The 17072-nt window shown below is 40.1% G+C and carries 17 protein-coding genes and 1 tRNA gene; 5 read left to right on the top strand and 13 right to left on the bottom strand.

Annotated features, from left to right (window positions below; all coding sequences use genetic code 11):
• Positions 1–125 precede the first annotated feature (125 nt).
• The 4 genes from DK858_RS15625 to DK858_RS15610 all read right to left on the bottom strand — a co-directional run bounded on the left by DK858_RS15625 (position 126) and on the right by DK858_RS15610 (position 3276).
• Positions 126–851: an amino acid ABC transporter ATP-binding protein gene (locus DK858_RS15625; protein WP_109398173.1), complete on the bottom strand. Its 726-nt coding sequence runs from the start codon at positions 849–851 to the stop codon at positions 126–128.
• Positions 852–1526: a glutamate/aspartate ABC transporter permease GltK gene (gltK, locus tag DK858_RS15620; protein ID WP_006537724.1), complete on the bottom strand. Its 675-nt coding sequence runs from the start codon at positions 1524–1526 to the stop codon at positions 852–854.
• The gene (locus tag DK858_RS15615; RefSeq protein ID WP_069370058.1) at positions 1526–2266 is read right to left on the bottom strand and encodes an amino acid ABC transporter permease; all 741 of its coding nucleotides are present in this window, start codon (positions 2264–2266) and stop codon (positions 1526–1528) included. Before DK858_RS15615 ends, gltK begins: the two co-directional genes overlap by 1 nt.
• Before the next feature lie 116 nt (positions 2267–2382).
• Positions 2383–3276: an amino acid ABC transporter substrate-binding protein gene (locus DK858_RS15610; protein ID WP_109398172.1), complete on the bottom strand. Its 894-nt coding sequence runs from the start codon at positions 3274–3276 to the stop codon at positions 2383–2385.
• A gap of 365 nt (positions 3277–3641) precedes the next feature.
• Between DK858_RS15610 and DK858_RS15605 the strand changes: the two genes are divergently transcribed.
• The 4 genes from DK858_RS15605 to DK858_RS15590 all read left to right on the top strand — a co-directional run bounded on the left by DK858_RS15605 (position 3642) and on the right by DK858_RS15590 (position 7389).
• The gene (locus tag DK858_RS15605) at positions 3642–4031 is read left to right on the top strand and encodes a metal resistance protein (RefSeq protein WP_109398171.1); all 390 of its coding nucleotides are present in this window, start codon (positions 3642–3644) and stop codon (positions 4029–4031) included.
• Positions 4032–4115: 84 nt separating this feature from the next.
• On the top strand, positions 4116–6155 hold the full coding sequence (locus DK858_RS15600; protein WP_109398170.1) for a protein-disulfide reductase DsbD family protein: 2040 nt from the start codon (positions 4116–4118) through the stop codon (positions 6153–6155).
• Complete coding sequence (locus DK858_RS15595; RefSeq protein ID WP_109398169.1) at positions 6155–6886, top strand: DsbA family protein; 732 nt, start codon at positions 6155–6157, stop codon at positions 6884–6886. The genes DK858_RS15600 and DK858_RS15595 overlap by 1 nt, the downstream gene beginning before the upstream one ends.
• Positions 6886–7389, top strand: a complete 504-nt coding sequence (locus DK858_RS15590; protein ID WP_109398168.1) for a protein disulfide oxidoreductase — start codon at positions 6886–6888, stop codon at positions 7387–7389. The genes DK858_RS15595 and DK858_RS15590 overlap by 1 nt, the downstream gene beginning before the upstream one ends.
• An 87-nt stretch (positions 7390–7476) precedes the next feature.
• Here the strand turns inward: DK858_RS15590 and lnt are convergent, their stop codons facing one another.
• The 5 genes from lnt to miaB all read right to left on the bottom strand — a co-directional run bounded on the left by lnt (position 7477) and on the right by miaB (position 12944).
• Complete coding sequence (lnt, locus tag DK858_RS15585; RefSeq protein ID WP_109398167.1) at positions 7477–9003, bottom strand: apolipoprotein N-acyltransferase; 1527 nt, start codon at positions 9001–9003, stop codon at positions 7477–7479.
• Positions 9004–9010: 7 nt separating this feature from the next.
• Positions 9011–9892: a CNNM family magnesium/cobalt transport protein CorC gene (gene corC, locus DK858_RS15580; RefSeq protein ID WP_109398166.1), complete on the bottom strand. Its 882-nt coding sequence runs from the start codon at positions 9890–9892 to the stop codon at positions 9011–9013.
• A 71-nt stretch (positions 9893–9963) separates the two neighbouring features.
• A complete protein-coding gene (gene ybeY, locus DK858_RS15575) occupies positions 9964–10431 on the bottom strand; it encodes an rRNA maturation RNase YbeY (RefSeq protein ID WP_109398165.1) in 468 nt (155 codons plus the stop codon).
• Entirely contained in the window at positions 10424–11485 is a 1062-nt protein-coding gene (locus DK858_RS15570; RefSeq protein WP_109398164.1) for a PhoH family protein, read from the bottom strand. The genes ybeY and DK858_RS15570 overlap by 8 nt, the downstream gene beginning before the upstream one ends.
• Positions 11486–11513: 28 nt before the next feature.
• A complete protein-coding gene (miaB, locus tag DK858_RS15565; RefSeq protein ID WP_109398163.1) occupies positions 11514–12944 on the bottom strand; it encodes a tRNA (N6-isopentenyl adenosine(37)-C2)-methylthiotransferase MiaB in 1431 nt (476 codons plus the stop codon).
• Positions 12945–13149: 205 nt separating this feature from the next.
• Between miaB and ubiF the strand changes: the two genes are divergently transcribed.
• A complete protein-coding gene (gene ubiF / locus DK858_RS15560; RefSeq protein ID WP_109398162.1) occupies positions 13150–14337 on the top strand; it encodes a 3-demethoxyubiquinol 3-hydroxylase in 1188 nt (395 codons plus the stop codon).
• Between the two features lie 52 nt (positions 14338–14389).
• On the opposite strand, the gene fghA is transcribed toward ubiF, so the two are convergent.
• From fghA to DK858_RS15540, 4 genes are all read right to left on the bottom strand, one after another.
• Positions 14390–15220 (bottom strand): S-formylglutathione hydrolase, encoded by an 831-nt coding sequence (fghA, locus tag DK858_RS15555; RefSeq protein ID WP_109398161.1) that lies wholly within the window; start codon positions 15218–15220, stop codon positions 14390–14392.
• A gap of 53 nt (positions 15221–15273) precedes the next feature.
• The gene (locus tag DK858_RS15550) at positions 15274–16386 is read right to left on the bottom strand and encodes an S-(hydroxymethyl)glutathione dehydrogenase/class III alcohol dehydrogenase (RefSeq protein ID WP_109398160.1); all 1113 of its coding nucleotides are present in this window, start codon (positions 16384–16386) and stop codon (positions 15274–15276) included.
• A 19-nt stretch (positions 16387–16405) separates the two neighbouring features.
• Positions 16406–16681: a metal/formaldehyde-sensitive transcriptional repressor gene (locus DK858_RS15545; RefSeq protein WP_109398159.1), complete on the bottom strand. Its 276-nt coding sequence runs from the start codon at positions 16679–16681 to the stop codon at positions 16406–16408.
• Between the two features lie 264 nt (positions 16682–16945).
• A tRNA-Leu gene (locus DK858_RS15540) sits at positions 16946–17030 on the bottom strand.
• Positions 17031–17072 lie beyond the last annotated feature (42 nt).

Below are 17072 nucleotides of genomic sequence, written 5' to 3'. Positions count from 1 at the left end.
TCTGAAAAAATAATAGTGATATTGCAAAAAAATAAGGTTTTTTGATATTTAGTTGCGAGGTTAATCGAAATTATTATTTGGGGCTGACGTGCTAAAAAAGCACGCCAGCAGAGGGATAGTGGCAATTAGTGCAGAATTTTAGCGAGGAAATCTTTTGCTCGTGCTGATTTTGGATTATCAAAAAAGTCGTTTTTAGGTCTATCTTCTACTATTCGACCTTCATCCATAAAAATAATACGGTCAGCAACCTTTTTAGCAAAACCCATTTCATGGGTCACTACCATCATCGTCATACCTTCATTTGCAAGCTCTACCATTACATCAAGGACTTCATTAATCATTTCAGGATCAAGTGCTGAGGTCGGTTCATCAAATAGCATTGCAATAGGATCCATACATAATGCACGAGCGATGGCGACACGTTGTTGCTGACCACCAGAAAGTTGCGCGGGATATTTGTTAGCATGACTTGCTAATCCCACTCGCTCTAATAACTTTAACCCTTTCTCTCTTGCAGCCTCTTTTTCTCTATTAAGCACTTTAACTTGTGCTAGTGTAAGATTTTCAATAATAGAGAGGTGAGGGAAGAGTTCAAAATGTTGGAATACCATCCCCACTTTTGCTCGTAATTTAGCAAGATCGGTATGCTTGTCATTGACTTTGATTTCATTAACAAGGATTTCGCCTTGTTGTATAGGCTCTAAACCATTTACTGTCTTGATCAGTGTTGATTTACCTGAGCCAGAAGGTCCACAGACAACAACAACTTCCCCCTTTTTAACTTCAGTGGAACATTCAGTCAGTACTTGAAACTGACCATACCATTTAGATACGTCTTTTAGGGAAATCATCTAGGTAGTCCTTTTTTTAAGAAAGTTCACTAACATTGAAGCAGCAAAGCTAATGACGAAATAAACAAAACCAGCAAAAAGGATCATTTCAACTTGTGTACCATCTCGTTCTCCAATATTTGCCGCTGTTCTGAAAAAGTCAGTAAGACTTAAAACGTAAACTAAGGAAGTATCTTGGAATAATACAATTCCTTGAGTCAGTAAAAGCGGGATCATGGCTCGAAAGGCTTGAGGTAGGATCACTAAACGCATTGTTTGCGATTTGGTCATACCTAACGCAAGTGAGGCTGAAAATTGTCCTTTGCTAACACTTTGAATACCTGCTCTTATAATTTCAGAGTAATAAGCTGCTTCAAATAAAGAGAACGCTATCATTGCTGAAATTAAACGGATATCACTTTTCGGTGAAAGCCCTAGAACATTTTGTAATATGTTAGGCACAATTAAATAAAACCACAGTAATACCATGACTAATGGAATAGAACGGAAGGTATTAACGTAAGCGGCTGCAAACCAGCTAATAGGCTTAAAGGTCGATAGGCGCATAACAGCAAGCACCGTTCCCCATAAAATACCGACCACAATAGCGGTGATGGTGATTTTTAGTGTAATAGCCATTCCATCAACTAAAAATGGTAGGCTTGGAACAACAGAACTCCAGTCAAATTCGTACATTATTGACCTCCTGTTGTGCCGGGTAAGCGAACGCGTTTTTCAAGCCAATGCATTATTAGCATTATGATGACATTGATAAATACATAGGCCAGTGTGATTGCTGTGAATGACTCATACGCTTTTGCTGAATAATCGAGGAGTTTATTTGCTTGTGCTGCCATATCAATCAGTCCGATAGTAGAGGCAATAGCTGAGTTTTTCACGAGATTGAGCATTTCGGATGTCATTGGTGGGATAATGACTCGGTATGCATTGGGTAATAAAACATAGCGATAAGTTTGAGGTAAAGTTAAACCCAATGCTAATCCTGCGGCTTTTTGACCTCGGGGTAATGAGTTTATTGCAGCTCTCACTTGTTCACACATACGCGCTGCGGTAAATAAACCTAAGCAGAGTGCTGATGAGACAAAAAATTGCACATTTGGCGCTAAGTCCATTTTAAACCAGTCGCCAATAGATTGAGGTAATAGCTCAGGAATGACGAGATACCACGTAAAGAATTGAACAATAAGTGGTACGTTACGGAATAATTCAACATAAACAGTGCCTAAGCTTGAAAGCCAGCGATTAGGGACCGTGCGTAAAATTCCGAATAAAGAACCAACAAGAAAGGCAATAACCCAAGCGCATAGAGATAAGGCAATAGTGACTTGGAAGCCAGAAATTAGCCATCCTAAGTATGTGGTGTTTCCGAAAGGGGCTTCTTGGAAGAATATCCCCCAATCCCAATCAATCGACATGATTTCACCTCCGGTGAAAAAAGAGGGGCAGGGAACGGCTGCCCCAAACTTCACTGATCTGTCTGTCCAACAGATACTTTATAATTATGTATTTTGCATCAACTGCTTATATGTTTTTAATTCAGAGCTTTATCATTTGGTGATGCAAATAATGCTTTCATTTCATCAGAGATGGTGAATTCTAAGTTAAGATTTTTAGGTGGGATCGGTGCATTAAACCAGCGATTGAACGATTTTTCTGCTTCACCTGATTTTTGTGCTTTAGCGATAGTTTCATCAATTAACGCTTTGAATTGAGTGTCATCTTTACGCAACATACAGCCATAGGCTTCTTCAGATTGTGGGGTTCCTACAATTTCCCACTCACCCGGTTTTTTCGCTTTTGCACGTTCGCCAGCGAGTAATGCGTCATCCATCATAAAGGCAACTGCACGACCTGATTCAAGTGTACGGAATGAGTCTCCATGATCTTTTGCGCTGATAATGCGCATATTCATCTTTTTCTCATCATTTAATTTGTTAAGTAACATTTCGGACGTTGTTCCTGATGTTACGACAACGTTTTTACCTGACAAATCTGTAAAATCTTTAATTCCACTGTCTTTTTTCGTCAGTAAACGAGTACCTACGATGAAAATAGTATTAGAGAAGCTAGCTTGTTGCTGACGAGCTTCATTGTTGGTTGTTGAGCCACACTCAAAATCAAATGTGCCATTTTGTAATAATGGAATACGATTCTGAGAGGTAATAGGAATAAGGCGAACTTGTAAGTTTGGTTTGCCTATTTTGTCTTTGACTGCTTGCACAATAAGGTTGGAATAGTCTTGAGAATAGCCAACCACTTTCTGTTGATTGTCATAATAAGAGAAAGGAACAGAGGATTCTCTGTGTCCAACGATAATAATATCGTTATCATTGATTTTCTTTAAGGTTCCAGTGAGTTCTTCTGCCTGCACAGCTCCTGCAGCCCCTAAGATCATTAACGATAATGCTAGTTTACGCATGCGCATAATAACTCCTGTCGTGGTGATAAGTGATATTTGTGTTTTGCTTTGTGTTACTTTTTTGTTTTAATTTGTTTTGGTAATGTTAATAGATAGAACAAATAACATATTGTTGGGAAGTGCAATTTGTGAAATACGAGAGGTATCTCTCAATAAAAGAATGAAATCAAATCTAGTTGATTATTTTTTTGGAAGTTGTTTTCAATATTTTAAATTATTGTAGTAGAAACCTTATAGAAATAAAGGGTAAAGATGGAAATTTGAGATAATGCGAAAAATAAACTAAGTAGGGATTTGTAAAGTTTGTCTTAAGGAGTTGTTTGTCTGTAGATTACCGCTAAGATAGCGAGTCATCTTGATGAGGAACATCTATGAGTAATTGGCGGTCAGGTCGCTGGCTAGTGGTGATAACAGTTTTGCTGATTTTGTGTTGTATTGTTCAGCGTTCATTAGGTGCCCACATTATTAGTGAGCGCTTAGCAACGGCTGTTGCTCAAACACAATACCCACTATCAACACCAATTGCCGATGAAAATAGCGCAACAGAACACACTTATTCACTATCCACCTGTGAGTTAAGCGCCAAATCATTATTATCTGTTCCTCCATTAACAGTAGAGCCATTTTTTCATTCATGGGCTGTATTGCTATTGTTAAGCATGGCTGGCATCTATGTATCGCGTCAGCGTAATCAGAAAAAACATCACCATCCACCTCCTCCAATCAGACTTCACCTTCATTATTGTATTTTGAGGGATTAGAAATTTCCTTTTAGCTAAAAGATTACACGTCTATTTTGGACGTGGCTCTATGTGTAGCGTTGTAGGAATTTTTAGGGAGTTGTTATGTTTCGTTCTTTTATGATGGCGTTTATATTCACGCTATTTACTTTATCTACTTCTCAAGCTGCAGATACAGGCTGGTTAACTACACCTGATAATTCTCATGCACAAGTTAGGGCGACAGCACAAAAGTCCCCAACAGGTGAAGTGAAAATGTTACTTGAAGTACAACTTGAGTCTGGGTGGAAAACGTATTGGCGTTCTCCTGGAGAAGGTGGTGTTGCCCCTGAAATTAACTGGTCTCAAGATGTGGGGGCTATGAATTGGCATTGGCCTTCGCCTTCAGCTTTTGATGTCGCTGGTATTCACACTCAAGGTTATGATAAACAGGTTATTTTTCCCATTGAATTATCTCCTGTTCATGCTGATCGTTTAACAGGGGTTTTAACTTTATCAACATGCAGTAATGTCTGTATTCTGACTGATTACACTTTAGATTTAGATCTTACTGAACCTGTGCCTGCTGATTTTGAATGGCAATATAATCAGGCAATGGCCAAAATTCCTGTTGGAACGGGATTAATATCATCAGTTTCTTCTAGTTATAACAATAGCCAACTCACTATTTCTTTGCAAAGAGAGCAAGGTGCTTGGGGTCAGCCTAATATTTATCTCGATCCCCCCGAAGGTATGCTTTATGGCATTCCAAAATTAAATCATCAAGATAAAAACCTATTTGTCACCGTTGATGTGACAGATGATTGGGGGGATGCTGCTGGTGATATCTCAGGTAAGGCGCTTTCCTTTGTTATTACTGACCAAGATTTTTCTCGTCAAGTTAATGACACAATAGGGCATGGAAAAGAGGAGATTGTTCCACCATCTAGTTCCGGTATTGGGCTTTGGAGCATTCTTGCTTTTGCACTATTGGGCGGCTTAATTCTGAATTTGATGCCTTGTGTATTACCTGTACTTGCGATGAAAATGGGATCAATTTTACATCTTGAAAATCGGGATAAAGGGGTTATTCGCAAGCAATTTTCTGTTTCTGTTTTAGGGATTTTAGTTTCATTTTGGGTGCTAGCTCTGTTTATGACGGGCTTACGTTATAGCCAAGAAGCCTTAGGTTGGGGCATTCAATTCCAAAGTCCTTGGTTTATTGGCTTTATGGTATTAGTTACTGCTATTTTTACTGCAAATCTATTTGGATTATTTGAACTGCGTTTAAGTAGTGATATGAATACCAAAATGGCAACCGCGGGGGGCGAAGGATATAGTCGGCACTTTTGGGAAGGTGCATTTGCGACTTTACTTGCGACACCTTGTTCAGCGCCATTTTTAGGAACCGCCGTCGCCTATGCACTTATTGCGCCTTTAAATGAGCTATGGCTTATTTTTACCGCGCTCGGGATTGGAATGAGTTTGCCTTGGATCTTAGTGGCAATATTCCCATCTATCGCCAAAGTGTTACCAAAACCAGGTAAATGGATGAATCGCCTAAGAGTGGTTTTAGGCTTTATGATGTTGTTGTCCAGTATTTGGCTAATTACATTACTTATTCCACACTTAGGAATGCCAATCGTTATGGCTATTTTTATTGCCATTGCTTTACTTTTATTGTTAGCGATTGCACGGCATTATGGCAAAAAAACCGTATTTATTTCGGCTATTATTGCTCTCTTTTTAGGTGGAAGTACTTATTTGTTTGTGGAGCAACCAGAAAGCCAAACACTCGCCGGTCAAGATACGATAAATTGGCAGCCTTTATCAGAAGAAGCAATACACCAAGCATTAGCAGACAATAAACGTGTGTTTATTGATGTAACTGCAGATTGGTGCGTAACCTGCAAAGCAAATAAATACAATGTATTATTGCGAGACGAGATCCAAGAAGCACTTTCAGCACCAGATGTTGTTGCATTAAGAGGGGATTGGACTAAACCCTCTGATAAGATCACTCAGTTTTTAAAACAACGTGGTCAAGTTGCAGTACCTTTTAACCAAGTTTATGGGCCTTGCCATAAAGATGGCGTGGTTTTACCCCCTATTTTAAATAAAGATTCAACATTGACAGTTCTTTCAGAGGCTAAAGGAGCCCAATAATGAAAAAAACACTTTCGGCACTGGTTATTTCTTCGCTACTTTTTGGTGCAAATGTGCAAGCTGCAGCATTAAGTGCTGATCAGGAAAAAGAAGTTCGCGCGCTGGTTCGTGATACGTTAATTAAAAATCCAGAGATTTTGGAAGAAGCTATCACTGCATTACAAGCGCAAAAAGCAGATGAGCAACAAGCTCAATTCCGTACTGCATTAAATGCAGAACACGATGCATTATATAACGATGCAGCAAGCCCTCGTATTGGTGCAAAAGACGCTAAGTTAGTGTTGGTTTCTTTTACTGATTATAACTGTCCTTATTGCAAACGCTTTGACCCACTGTTAGAACAAATCACAAAAGATTATCCTGAAGTTGCTGTGGTGATTAAACCACTGCCATTTAAAGGTGAAAGTTCAGCAAAAGCCTCTCAAGCTGTGCTTTCAGTCTGGAAGGAAGATCCAAAAGCATTTTTAGCATTACACCAACGTTTAATGCAGAAGAAAACAATGCTAGATAATGCAAGTATTGACGATGCAATGAAAACAACCAATACAAGCAAAGTAAAATTAACGGATGAAAGTTTAAAAGCGTTACAAAACAATTTAGAGCTTTCTCGTAAGTTAGGTATCCAAGGTACACCTGCAACGGTTGTTGGCGATATGGTTATCCCTGGCGCTGTTGATTACGCTCAACTAGAAGTGATTGTGAAAGAGCAACTGGCTAAAGTGAAAAAATAATGTGTAGTCGCTTGCGAAAGTGGAGTAAAGAACTGCTTGTTCTGGTTGTCATTTTCGTTGTAGCTTCTTTTGCTATGGATTGGTGGCGACAACCTACGCCACCCTCTCTAACCAATTTACCTGAGCTTTATACTATTGATAATAAGGTTGTTTCTTTAGCTGAATTGAGTGCTGAAAAGCCCTTATTAATCTATTTTTGGGCAACTTGGTGTGGTGTTTGTAAACTCACAACGCCGACAGTCAATTCGTTAGCGCAAGATGGCTATAATGTGACATCTGTTGCGATCCGTTCGGGTGATAACGCAAAGTTAGAACGCGGTATTCACTCTAAAGGACTACTCTTTCCGGTAATAAATGATAGTCGAGGGGATATTTCTCAACAGTGGGAAATTAGTGCAACACCCTCATTTGTTATTGTTTATAAAGGGGAAATGGTAGGGTTTACTAGCGGTTGGTCATCTTCGTGGGGATTAAAACTGCGTTTATGGTGGGCTGGTTTTTGAACGGTATACAAGCAATCATTTTAAGCTTTAATCGATTAAAAATAACGGAATTCATGATTATATTGAATTCCGTTATTTTATTTTGCTTTATTCAACTCGGCGTTTAATAAAGGCGATGATAAAAAATAATCCAACGATTATCCACAATGGTGTATTTCCCCATTTATAATAAGGGGTTAACCCTGTTGTTGGGGTGATTTTTTCCGCTAAAGCACCTTCTTCAAACTGAGGCAGTTGAGAGATTACATCACCATTGGCAGCAATGAATGCGGTAATACCGTTATTTGTCGAGCGTAATAATGGTCTTCCTAGTTCAAGAGAACGCATTCTCGCCATTTGGAAGTGTTGCCATGGTCCAATGGAGTTACCAAACCACGCATCATTAGAAATCGTTAATAAGAAGCGTGTATCAGGTTTAAAATTAGCGCGGACTTGTTCACCTAAAATAATTTCGTAGCAAATCGCTGCGGTTATTTTGGCATCATTGACTGTAAGTTGAGGCTGTACATATTCACCTTGGCTTAATGATGACATCGGTAAATTAAAGAAAGGCGCAAGTGGACGTAATAGTGATTCTAATGGTACATATTCACCAAAAGGAACAAGGTGATGTTTGTTATAGCGATCGGTTGCTGGATATTGATAAGCATAGTGCTCACCTAATGTGATGACACTATTGTAGAAACGATAACCTTCTAATGTTGGCCGAGCATCAATAATTCCTGTCATTAAATGGGTATCTTGCTCTCTTAACTGCTTATCCAATTCAGCTAAAAAACGTTGTTGCTGAATTTCAACATCAGGGATCGCAGATTCAGGCCAAATAATGAGATTCGCATTACCAATAAAAGGGCGACTTAAAGTGAGATAGGTTTTTAATGTACTCTCTAATGTACCCGGTTCCCATTTTAAAGATTGTGCAATATTGCCTTGAACTAATGCGATTTCTTGCGTTTCATCAGGCAAAGGTTGATACCACTGATAGGATTTAAAGCTGATAGGTAATACTAATAAAAGCAGTGCAACCACGAGGCTGTAAATTGATTTACGATAGATTGTAAATGCAATTAATCCACTAATAACGGTTAAGAGCAACGTTATCATCGTGACACCGAAAATAGGTGCAATACCTTTTAATGGGCCATCGATTTGGCTATAGCCAAATTGTAACCAAGGGAAACCTGATAATACCCAGCCTCTTAAAAATTCAGTGATTTGCCATAGTGCAGGGGCGGCAAATACAAAACGCCACAGGGTTGGCTTTGGAAAAAACTTATTCAGCAATCCTGCAAATAACAGTGTATAGAGTGATAAGTAGAGTGCTAATAAAATGACTAAAAAGATATTTATCGCAAACGGCATACCACCAAAATCAGCAATACTGACGTAAACCCAATTTACACCGCTACCAAATAACCCAAATCCCCAAGCAAAACCAAGGAATGCACCTTGACGAGTTGTACGATGCGTGATTATCAGTAATAAGCCAAGTAGTGAAATTAACGCCGCAGGCCAAAAATCAAATGGTGAAAATGCTAATGTGCCAATGGCACCGAAAAAAACCGCCAGAAGGGCGCGAACCCACTGGCGGTTTAAGAAAGAGATCTTATTCATTGATATCCTATGCATCATTACCTAGTTCAGGAATTGGCGCATCATCGGGAATATGCACATAAACCTGAATGATCTTACGGCTATCAGCCATAACAACTTTAAATTGGTAATTATCAATGGCAATAGTTTCACCACGAGCAGGAAGGTGACCAAAGGCTTGCATAACTAAACCGCCAATAGTATCAACTTCTTCATCGCTGAAATGTGTCCCGAACGCTTCATTGAAATCTTCTATCTGGGTTAAAGCTCGAACTGAGTAAGCGTGACGACTCAGTGGGCGAATATCAATATCATCCTCATCGTCATACTCATCTTCAATTTCGCCTACGATAAGTTCAAGAATATCCTCAATTGTGACGAGACCAGATACGCCTCCAAATTCATCGATCACAATCGCCATATGATAGCGTTGAGAGCGGAACTCTTTTAATAGGCGATCAACTCGTTTGCTTTCAGGCACAACAACAGCAGAGCGTAAGACTTTATCCATACTAAATGGCTCTGCGTCAGTACGCATAAATGGCAGTAAATCTTTTGCCATTAATAAGCCTTCAATATGATCTTTGTCCTCGCTAATAACAGGGAAACGGGAGTGTGCTGAGTCAATAATCACATCCAAACATTCATCAAGGGTTTGATTGCGTTTTAGTGTGACAATTTGCGAGCGAGGGATCATGATGTCCCGAACGCGTTGTTCAGCAATATCCATTACCCCTTCAAGCATGTCGCGGGTGTCAGGATCAATTAATTCTTTCTGTTCAGAATCGCGGATAAGCTCCATCAGATCATCACGGTTTTTAGGTTCACCGTGGAACCACTGATTAAGCAGTGTGAGAAACCCTTTCTTAGGACCAGGGTTATCGTTACTCGAAGATTGGTCGTCGCTCATGGCGTTTTAACTATTTTTCCTCATTGAATGGTTAATTAGATATAGTATTTATCATAAAAATAAGAGAACTGTTACTCTTTTTCAATTAAATAGGGATCTGCATAACCTAAATTTTGTAAGATTTCTGTCTCTAAACCTTCCATTTCTTCGGCTTCATCATCTTCAATATGATCATAACCTAAAAGATGCAGACATCCATGAATAACCATGTGTGCCCAGTGTTCTTCAACAGTCTTACTCTGTTCAGCCGCCTCTTTTTCTACCACTTGACGGCAAATAATCAAATCTCCCAAGAGAGGCAATTCAACTTCAGGTGGAGCCTCAAAGGGAAAAGAAAGCACATTAGTTGGTTTATCTTTTCCTCGATAAGTGAGATTTAGTTCGTGACTTTCTGCTTCATCAACAATACGAATAGTCACTTCACTTACCGGTTGAAATTGCGGTAATACCGCTTCTAACCATGTCATAAATTGGGCTTCGGTAGGAAGCCCTTGTGCATTTTCACTTGCTATTTGTAAATCAAGGATAACTTCACTCATGATTATCTCTCTGAAGCTTCTCTTTTTCTGCTTTGATAGCTTGGCGGCGTTTTTGATCTTCCGTTTCCCAAGCTTCATAGGCGATAACAATTTTGGCAACCACTGGATGGCGAACAACGTCTTCACTGTGGAAAAAGTTAAAACTTAAGTCATTTACATCAGATAACACTTCAATGGCATGACGTAAGCCTGATTTATTGCCTCTTGGCAGGTCAATCTGGGTAATATCCCCAGTGATAACTGCTTTAGAGTTAAAACCAATACGCGTTAAGAACATTTTCATCTGTTCAATAGTGGTGTTTTGACTTTCATCGAGAATAATAAAAGCATCATTAAGTGTACGCCCACGCATATAAGCGAGAGGGGCGACTTCGATAACATTACGCTCTATTAGTTTCTCAACTTTTTCAAAACCCAACATCTCAAATAACGCATCATAAAGTGGTCGCAAATAAGGATCGACTTTTTGACTGAGGTCACCCGGTAAAAAGCCTAGTTTCTCACCTGCTTCAACGGCTGGACGTGTTAACAGAATACGACGTACTTCTTGGCGCTCAAGGGCATCCACAGCAGCAGCAACAGCTAGATAGGTTTTACCTGTACCTGCAGGTCCAATACCAAACGTAATATCATGGGTTTGGATATTGGCAATATACTGCGCCTGATTGGGTGTACGAGGTTTTATTACACCTCGTTTAGTCCGAATATTGGTTGATTTCCCAAATTCAGGAACATGCTCATCACTTTGCTCAAGCACACGGCTTTCTTTGATTGCAAGGTGAATTTGTTCAGGGTCGATATCGGGGATCACGCCTTTAATTGGCGAGGTTTCCACATACAGGCGACGTAAAATTCCTGCAGCCGCATTGACACACAATGATTTTCCCGTGAGTTTAAAACGGTTATCACGATGATTAATCTCGATACCTAAACGGCGCTCAAGTTGCTTAATATTATCGTCAAATGGACCACATAGGCTCATTAAACGGGCATTGTCAGCTGGCTCTAAGAAGATTTCTTGGGTCGCTACCTGTGCATGTGCTATTACTGTCACTGATTATCCTTTTGTTAAATCTGATCAATTAAGGTTGGTAAACACCGACTCCTAATTCATCTTCTTTACGTGTACGTGCAATGACGGATTCTGGAGATTCGTGAATACGTAAATCCATTTGATCTTCCGTTCTAACGACTTTACCACGTAGTGAATTGGCATAAACGTCAACAATCTCAACATCAACGAACTTACCAATCATATCTGGTGTGCCTTCAAAATTAACCACTCGGTTATTTTCAGTACGGCCAGAAAGCTCCATCACATTTTTACGTGAAGGCCCTTCTACTAGAATACGCTGTACGGTGTTTAACATTGCACGGCTAAAGTTCATCGCTTGTTGATTGATGCGCTGTTGTAGTAGATATAAACGTTGTTTCTTCTCATCTTCAGTGACGTCATCAGGTAAATCAGCGGCTGGTGTACCTGGACGTGCTGAATAGATGAAACTAAAGCTCATATCAAAATTAACATCCGCAATTAATTGCATGGTTTTTTCAAAGTCGTCTTGAGTTTCACCCGGAAAACCAATGATAAAGTCTGAACTTATCAGAATATCAGGACGAGCTTTGCGTAATTTGCGAATGATGCTCTTATATTCAAGTGCAGTATGGTTACGCTTCATTAATGTTAGAATGCGGTCAGAACCACTTTGCACAGGCAAGTGTAAATAGCTGACTAATTCTGGTGTATCTTCATAAACCGCAACAATATCGTCAGTAAATTCGATAGGGTGACTGGTAGTAAAGCGAATGCGGTCAATACCGTCAATTGCAGCGACTAAGCGAATTAATTCAGCAAAGCTACAGATCTGACCATCAAAAGTAGCACCACGATAGGCGTTAACGTTTTGACCTAACAAGTTTACTTCTCGTACACCTTGTGCAGCTAATTGAGCAATTTCAAATAGTACATCATCACAAGGACGGCTAACTTCTTCACCACGTGTGTAAGGCACTACGCAGAAAGAGCAGTATTTGTTACAGCCTTCCATGATGGAAACGAAAGCAGAAGGGCCTTCAGCACGTGGTTCTGGTAAACGGTCAAATTTTTCGATTTCAGGGAAGCTGATATCGACAACAGGGCTTTTAGTCCCTTTAACCTGATTAATCATTTCAGGCAAACGGTGTAAGGTTTGTGGCCCGAAGATAATATCGACACACTGCGCGCGTTGACGGATGTATTCACCTTCTTGAGATGCAACACAACCGCCGACGCCAATGATAATATCGGGTTTATTATCTTTGAAATATTTCCAACGTCCTAACTGATGAAAGACTTTTTCTTGTGCTTTCTCACGGATAGAACAGGTATTTAGCAGTAGAATGTCCGCATCTTCGGCGACATCGGTTAACTGATAACCGTGGGTGCTTTCGAGTAGGTCTGCCATTTTGGATGAATCGTACTCATTCATCTGACAGCCCCAAGTTTTAATGTACAGTTTTTTTATCGTCGACATTGTGTAAATCCGGTATTTTCAGTGAGACAATAGCTAATCATTGGAAAACGTTGCGTGTAATAAGCCAATAAGGTGGTTATTGTAGTCATTTGTGTGGTCAGTGACTAGAGCAAGTCGGCGCTAATTATCTATGGCGTTTAGTTTAATAGAAATAAATTGAAACAGCGCTTACCTATTATTTAAAGTAATGAGTTATGGCATAACAATGATGAGTAATGTAAAAAACGATTTTGATGCAATCATCGCGGGTGGCGGGATGATTGGCGCTGCTGTTGCAATTGGGCTGGCGCAAGAAGGATTGCGTGTTGCAATGATTGAACGACAGTCTCCTGCACCTTTTGATGCGTCATCTCATCCTGATATCCGTATTTCTGCGATTAGTTGCGCGTCCGTTAGTCTATTAAAACAATTAGGTGCATGGCAACATGTTTTAGCTATGCGTTCTGCACCTTATCTTACCTTAGAAACATGGGAAGAAGAGAATGCCCATGTGGTTTTTGATGCTAAAAGCTTAGGTTTACCTGAATTAGGCTATATGGTTGAAAACCGAATTTTGCAATTAGCCCTTTGGCAAGAGGCTGAACGTTATAGCAATATCACTTTATTATGTCCAAATAGTCTAAGTAAAATGACGTATTTAGATGATAAATGGAAAGTAACACTTTCTGATGGTAATGAAGTGACTACAAATTTAGTGGTAGGTGCAGATGGTGCGAATTCTCAAGTTCGCCAATTTGCGGGTATTGGTAGCAATGGTTGGCAATATCGTCAATCTTGTATGCTGATCACGGTGAAAACAGAGTTGCCTCCTGAAAAGGGAACATGGCAACGTTTTTACCCCTCAGGGCCCCGTGCTTATTTACCCCTTTTTGATAATTGGGCCTGTTTGGTTTGGTATGACTCGCCTGACAGAATTAGAAAACTGCAAAATATGTCGATGACGCAGTTAGAAAAAGAAATTCAACATGCTTTTCCTGAGCGATTGGGTAAGGTAACGCCTATTGCTGCTGGCTCATTCCCATTAACGCGTCAACATGCAAGTCGTTATGTTGATAAAGGTGTTATTTTGTTGGGCGATGCGGCTCACACCATCAATCCGTTAGCAGGACAGGGCGTTAATTTAGGTTACCGTGATGTGGATTGTTTCTTAGACTTAGTGGCTGATGCCAAAAAACATTTTGAGCCTTGGGATTCAATGGCGGTATTGAAGAAATATCAGCGTCGTCGTATGCCTGATAATTTAGTCATGCAAGCGGGTATGGACGTATTTTATCACGCTTTTAGCCACCAATTACCGGGTTTAAAAGTCGTAAGAAATATCGGCCTTTTAGCTGCTCAACATGCAGGAAAAGTGAAAGAAGCTGCACTACGTTATGCGTTAGGTATTAAGTAACTAGAAATGCGATGATCTGGGGAATGTCAGCAATAAGATCATCGCATTATTATTACGCTTTTAACTGCTTGGCATGAAAAGCAATATGCTCACCAATAAAACTCGCCACAAAATAGTAACTGTGATCGTACCCTTGATGTAAATTCAATTGATAAGGGAATTGTTTTCTATCACAAGCTTGTGCAAATAATTCAGGTTTCAGTTGCTCTTGATAGAAAGGATCATCGAGTCCGACATCAATACGTATAGGTAACACACTTTCTGCTTGGTTAATCAATGCTACCGTATCATATTGTTGCCATTGTGCTGTATCATCGCCTAAATAAGCGCTAAACGCTTTTTTACCCCAAGGAACAACTGATGGTGCTACGATCGGAGAAAACGCTGATACACTGCGATAGCGCTCTGAATTTCGCAGTCCAATCATTAATGCGCCATGTCCCCCCATCGAATGCCCACTAATGGCACGTTGATAAGTCACTGGAAAATGCGTTTCTATTAGTGCAGGAAGTTCATCTACAATGTAATCATACATATTGTAATGAGTATTCCATGGCGATTGAGTCGCATTGAGGTAAAACCCTGCGCCTTGCCCTAAATCATAAGCACTATCATCAGCGACATTTTCACCGCGAGGGCTAGTATCGGGTACAACTAAAATAATGCCATGTTGCGCGGCAAATTGCTGAGCGCCTGATTTAGTAATAAAATTTTGCTCGTTACAGGTTAAGCCTGATAACCAATATAAAACAGGGTATTTTTGCTCTTCTTCCATAGGAGGAAGATAGATAGCAAATTTCATCTCACAATTTAACGTCGTTGATGTATGTTGATAGACTTCTTGCCAACCACCAAAACAGGCATGACGTTCAATCCTTTCCATTTTGACTCCTTTAAAAGCAAAGACAAACCTATGAGACATAGGTTTGATGATGATTAATCGAAATGAATAACGGTTCGGATTGATTTACCTTCGTGCATTAAATCAAAAGCTTCATTAATTTTTTCTAACGGCAGTTTATGAGTAACAAAAGGCTTAAGTTCTATATTGCCTTTCATCGCATCCTCAACCATATCAGGTAATTGGCTACGACCTTTAACACCACCAAAAGCTGTACCTTTCCAAGAACGTCCAGTCACTAATTGGAATGGACGGGTTGAGATCTCTTGTCCTGCGCCTGCAACACCAATAATAATGGATTGCCCCCAGCCACGATGTGCACTTTCTAATGCTGCTCTCATGACATTAACGTTACCAATGCATTCAAAAGTATGATCAACACCCCATTGTGTCATTTCAATAAGTACTTGCTGAATGGGCTTGTCGTAGTCATTAGGATTTAAGCAATCTGTTGCACCAAATTGGCGTGCTAATGCAAATTTTTCAGGATTGGTATCGATAGCAAAAATACGACCCGCTTTAGCTTGTCTTGCGCCTTGAAGAACGGCAAGACCAATGCCTCCTAAACCAAATACAGCAACAGAATCACCTTCTTGCACTTTTGCTGTATTGTGAACCGCGCCAATACCAGTTGTTACGCCACAACCTAATAAACAAACTTCTTCGTGATTGGCTTCTGGATTGATTTTTGCCAGAGAAACTTCAGCCACCACTGTGTATTCGCTAAAAGTAGAGCATCCCATATAGTGATAAATGGGCTGTCCGTTATAAGAAAAACGAGTTGTTCCATCTGGCATTAAACCTTTACCTTGCGTTGCTCTGACTGCAACACATAAGTTTGTTTTGCCTGATTTACAGAATAGACATTCGCCACATTCAGCGGTATACAGAGGAATAACGTGGTCGCCTGGTTTAACACTAGTGACACCTTCACCGACTTCGACAACTACTCCCGCACCTTCATGGCCAAGAATAGCAGGGAATACACCTTCAGGATCATCACCAGAAAGTGTGAATGCGTCTGTATGGCATACACCTGTGTGACTAATTTTAATGAGCACTTCACCCGCTTGAGGTGGCATGACATCAACTTCAACGATTTTTAAAGGTTCTCCTGGCCCAAATGCGACCGCAGCACGAGATTTCATGGTGTATCCTTTTTTGTTATTAACGCAGGTAAGTGCGGATAAGTGAAATGGCATCATCAACGGAATTTTTTTGATCTTCAGGAGAAGCGACGGCATCCATAAGACCTTCACGTAAATGACTTTCGAGTACACCGGCCATCAGACCGTTTATCGCACCTCTGATGGCGGCAATTTGTTGTAATACCTGACTGCATTCATTTTCTTTTTCAAGTGCAGTTTCCAATGCAAGAAGCTGTCCTTTAATTTTTCTTACGCGAGTTAACGCGGCTTTTTTTTCTGCTGGTGAGTGTGGCATACAGAGTCCTTAAATATACTATGGGGGAGTATAGTATTTAGGGGGATATATGTACAGAGAGATAAATAAAGTGTGTCGAGATGAGAATAAGTAAAAAAATAATGATGTAGAAGAGCTTAGTTCTTGGGTGCTGAGGAATAAGAAAAGAAGGGAAGAGAAATGATATTTAGAGAATAGATTGGAAATTTAAAGAGATAAAAACAAAAAAGACCCGCTATTGCGAGTCTTATCTGTTGATTTCGTGATAAACACGTTAGTAATCAATGGTGCGGGAGGCGAGACTTGAACTCGCACACCTTGCGGCGCCAGAACCTAAATCTGGTGCGTCTACCAATTTCGCCACTCCCGCAACAACTTGGAGAAAAAAAGACTCGCTCTGCGAGTCTCTCTT

Origin of the sequence: Proteus faecis (genome assembly GCF_003144395.1) — a bacterium.
GTDB lineage: Bacteria > Pseudomonadota > Gammaproteobacteria > Enterobacterales > Enterobacteriaceae > Proteus > Proteus faecis.
The sequence above is the reverse complement of the archived record's forward strand: the minus strand, read 5'-3'. Positions and strand labels throughout refer to the sequence as shown.

Bases quoted from the DNA above. Each gene is read 5' to 3' on its own strand.
- DK858_RS15625 (WP_109398173.1), bottom strand. From the start codon at position 851: ATGATTTCCCTAAAAGACGTATCTAAATGGTATGGTCAGTTTCAAGTA.
- gltK (WP_006537724.1), bottom strand. From the start codon at position 1,526: ATGTACGAATTTGACTGGAGTTCTGTTGTTCCAAGCCTACCATTTTTA.
- DK858_RS15615 (WP_069370058.1), bottom strand. From the start codon at position 2,266: ATGTCGATTGATTGGGATTGGGGGATATTCTTCCAAGAAGCCCCTTTC.
- DK858_RS15610 (WP_109398172.1), bottom strand. From the start codon at position 3,276: ATGCGCATGCGTAAACTAGCATTATCGTTAATGATCTTAGGGGCTGCA.
- DK858_RS15605 (WP_109398171.1), top strand. From the start codon at position 3,642: ATGAGTAATTGGCGGTCAGGTCGCTGGCTAGTGGTGATAACAGTTTTG.
- DK858_RS15600 (WP_109398170.1), top strand. From the start codon at position 4,116: ATGTTTCGTTCTTTTATGATGGCGTTTATATTCACGCTATTTACTTTA.
- DK858_RS15595 (WP_109398169.1), top strand. From the start codon at position 6,155: ATGAAAAAAACACTTTCGGCACTGGTTATTTCTTCGCTACTTTTTGGT.
- DK858_RS15590 (WP_109398168.1), top strand. From the start codon at position 6,886: ATGTGTAGTCGCTTGCGAAAGTGGAGTAAAGAACTGCTTGTTCTGGTT.
- lnt (WP_109398167.1), bottom strand. From the start codon at position 9,003: ATGAATAAGATCTCTTTCTTAAACCGCCAGTGGGTTCGCGCCCTTCTG.
- corC (WP_109398166.1), bottom strand. From the start codon at position 9,892: ATGAGCGACGACCAATCTTCGAGTAACGATAACCCTGGTCCTAAGAAA.
- ybeY (WP_109398165.1), bottom strand. From the start codon at position 10,431: ATGAGTGAAGTTATCCTTGATTTACAAATAGCAAGTGAAAATGCACAA.
- miaB (WP_109398163.1), bottom strand. From the start codon at position 12,944: ATGTCGACGATAAAAAAACTGTACATTAAAACTTGGGGCTGTCAGATG.
- ubiF (WP_109398162.1), top strand. From the start codon at position 13,150: ATGATGAGTAATGTAAAAAACGATTTTGATGCAATCATCGCGGGTGGC.
- fghA (WP_109398161.1), bottom strand. From the start codon at position 15,220: ATGGAAAGGATTGAACGTCATGCCTGTTTTGGTGGTTGGCAAGAAGTC.
- DK858_RS15550 (WP_109398160.1), bottom strand. From the start codon at position 16,386: ATGAAATCTCGTGCTGCGGTCGCATTTGGGCCAGGAGAACCTTTAAAA.
- DK858_RS15545 (WP_109398159.1), bottom strand. From the start codon at position 16,681: ATGCCACACTCACCAGCAGAAAAAAAAGCCGCGTTAACTCGCGTAAGA.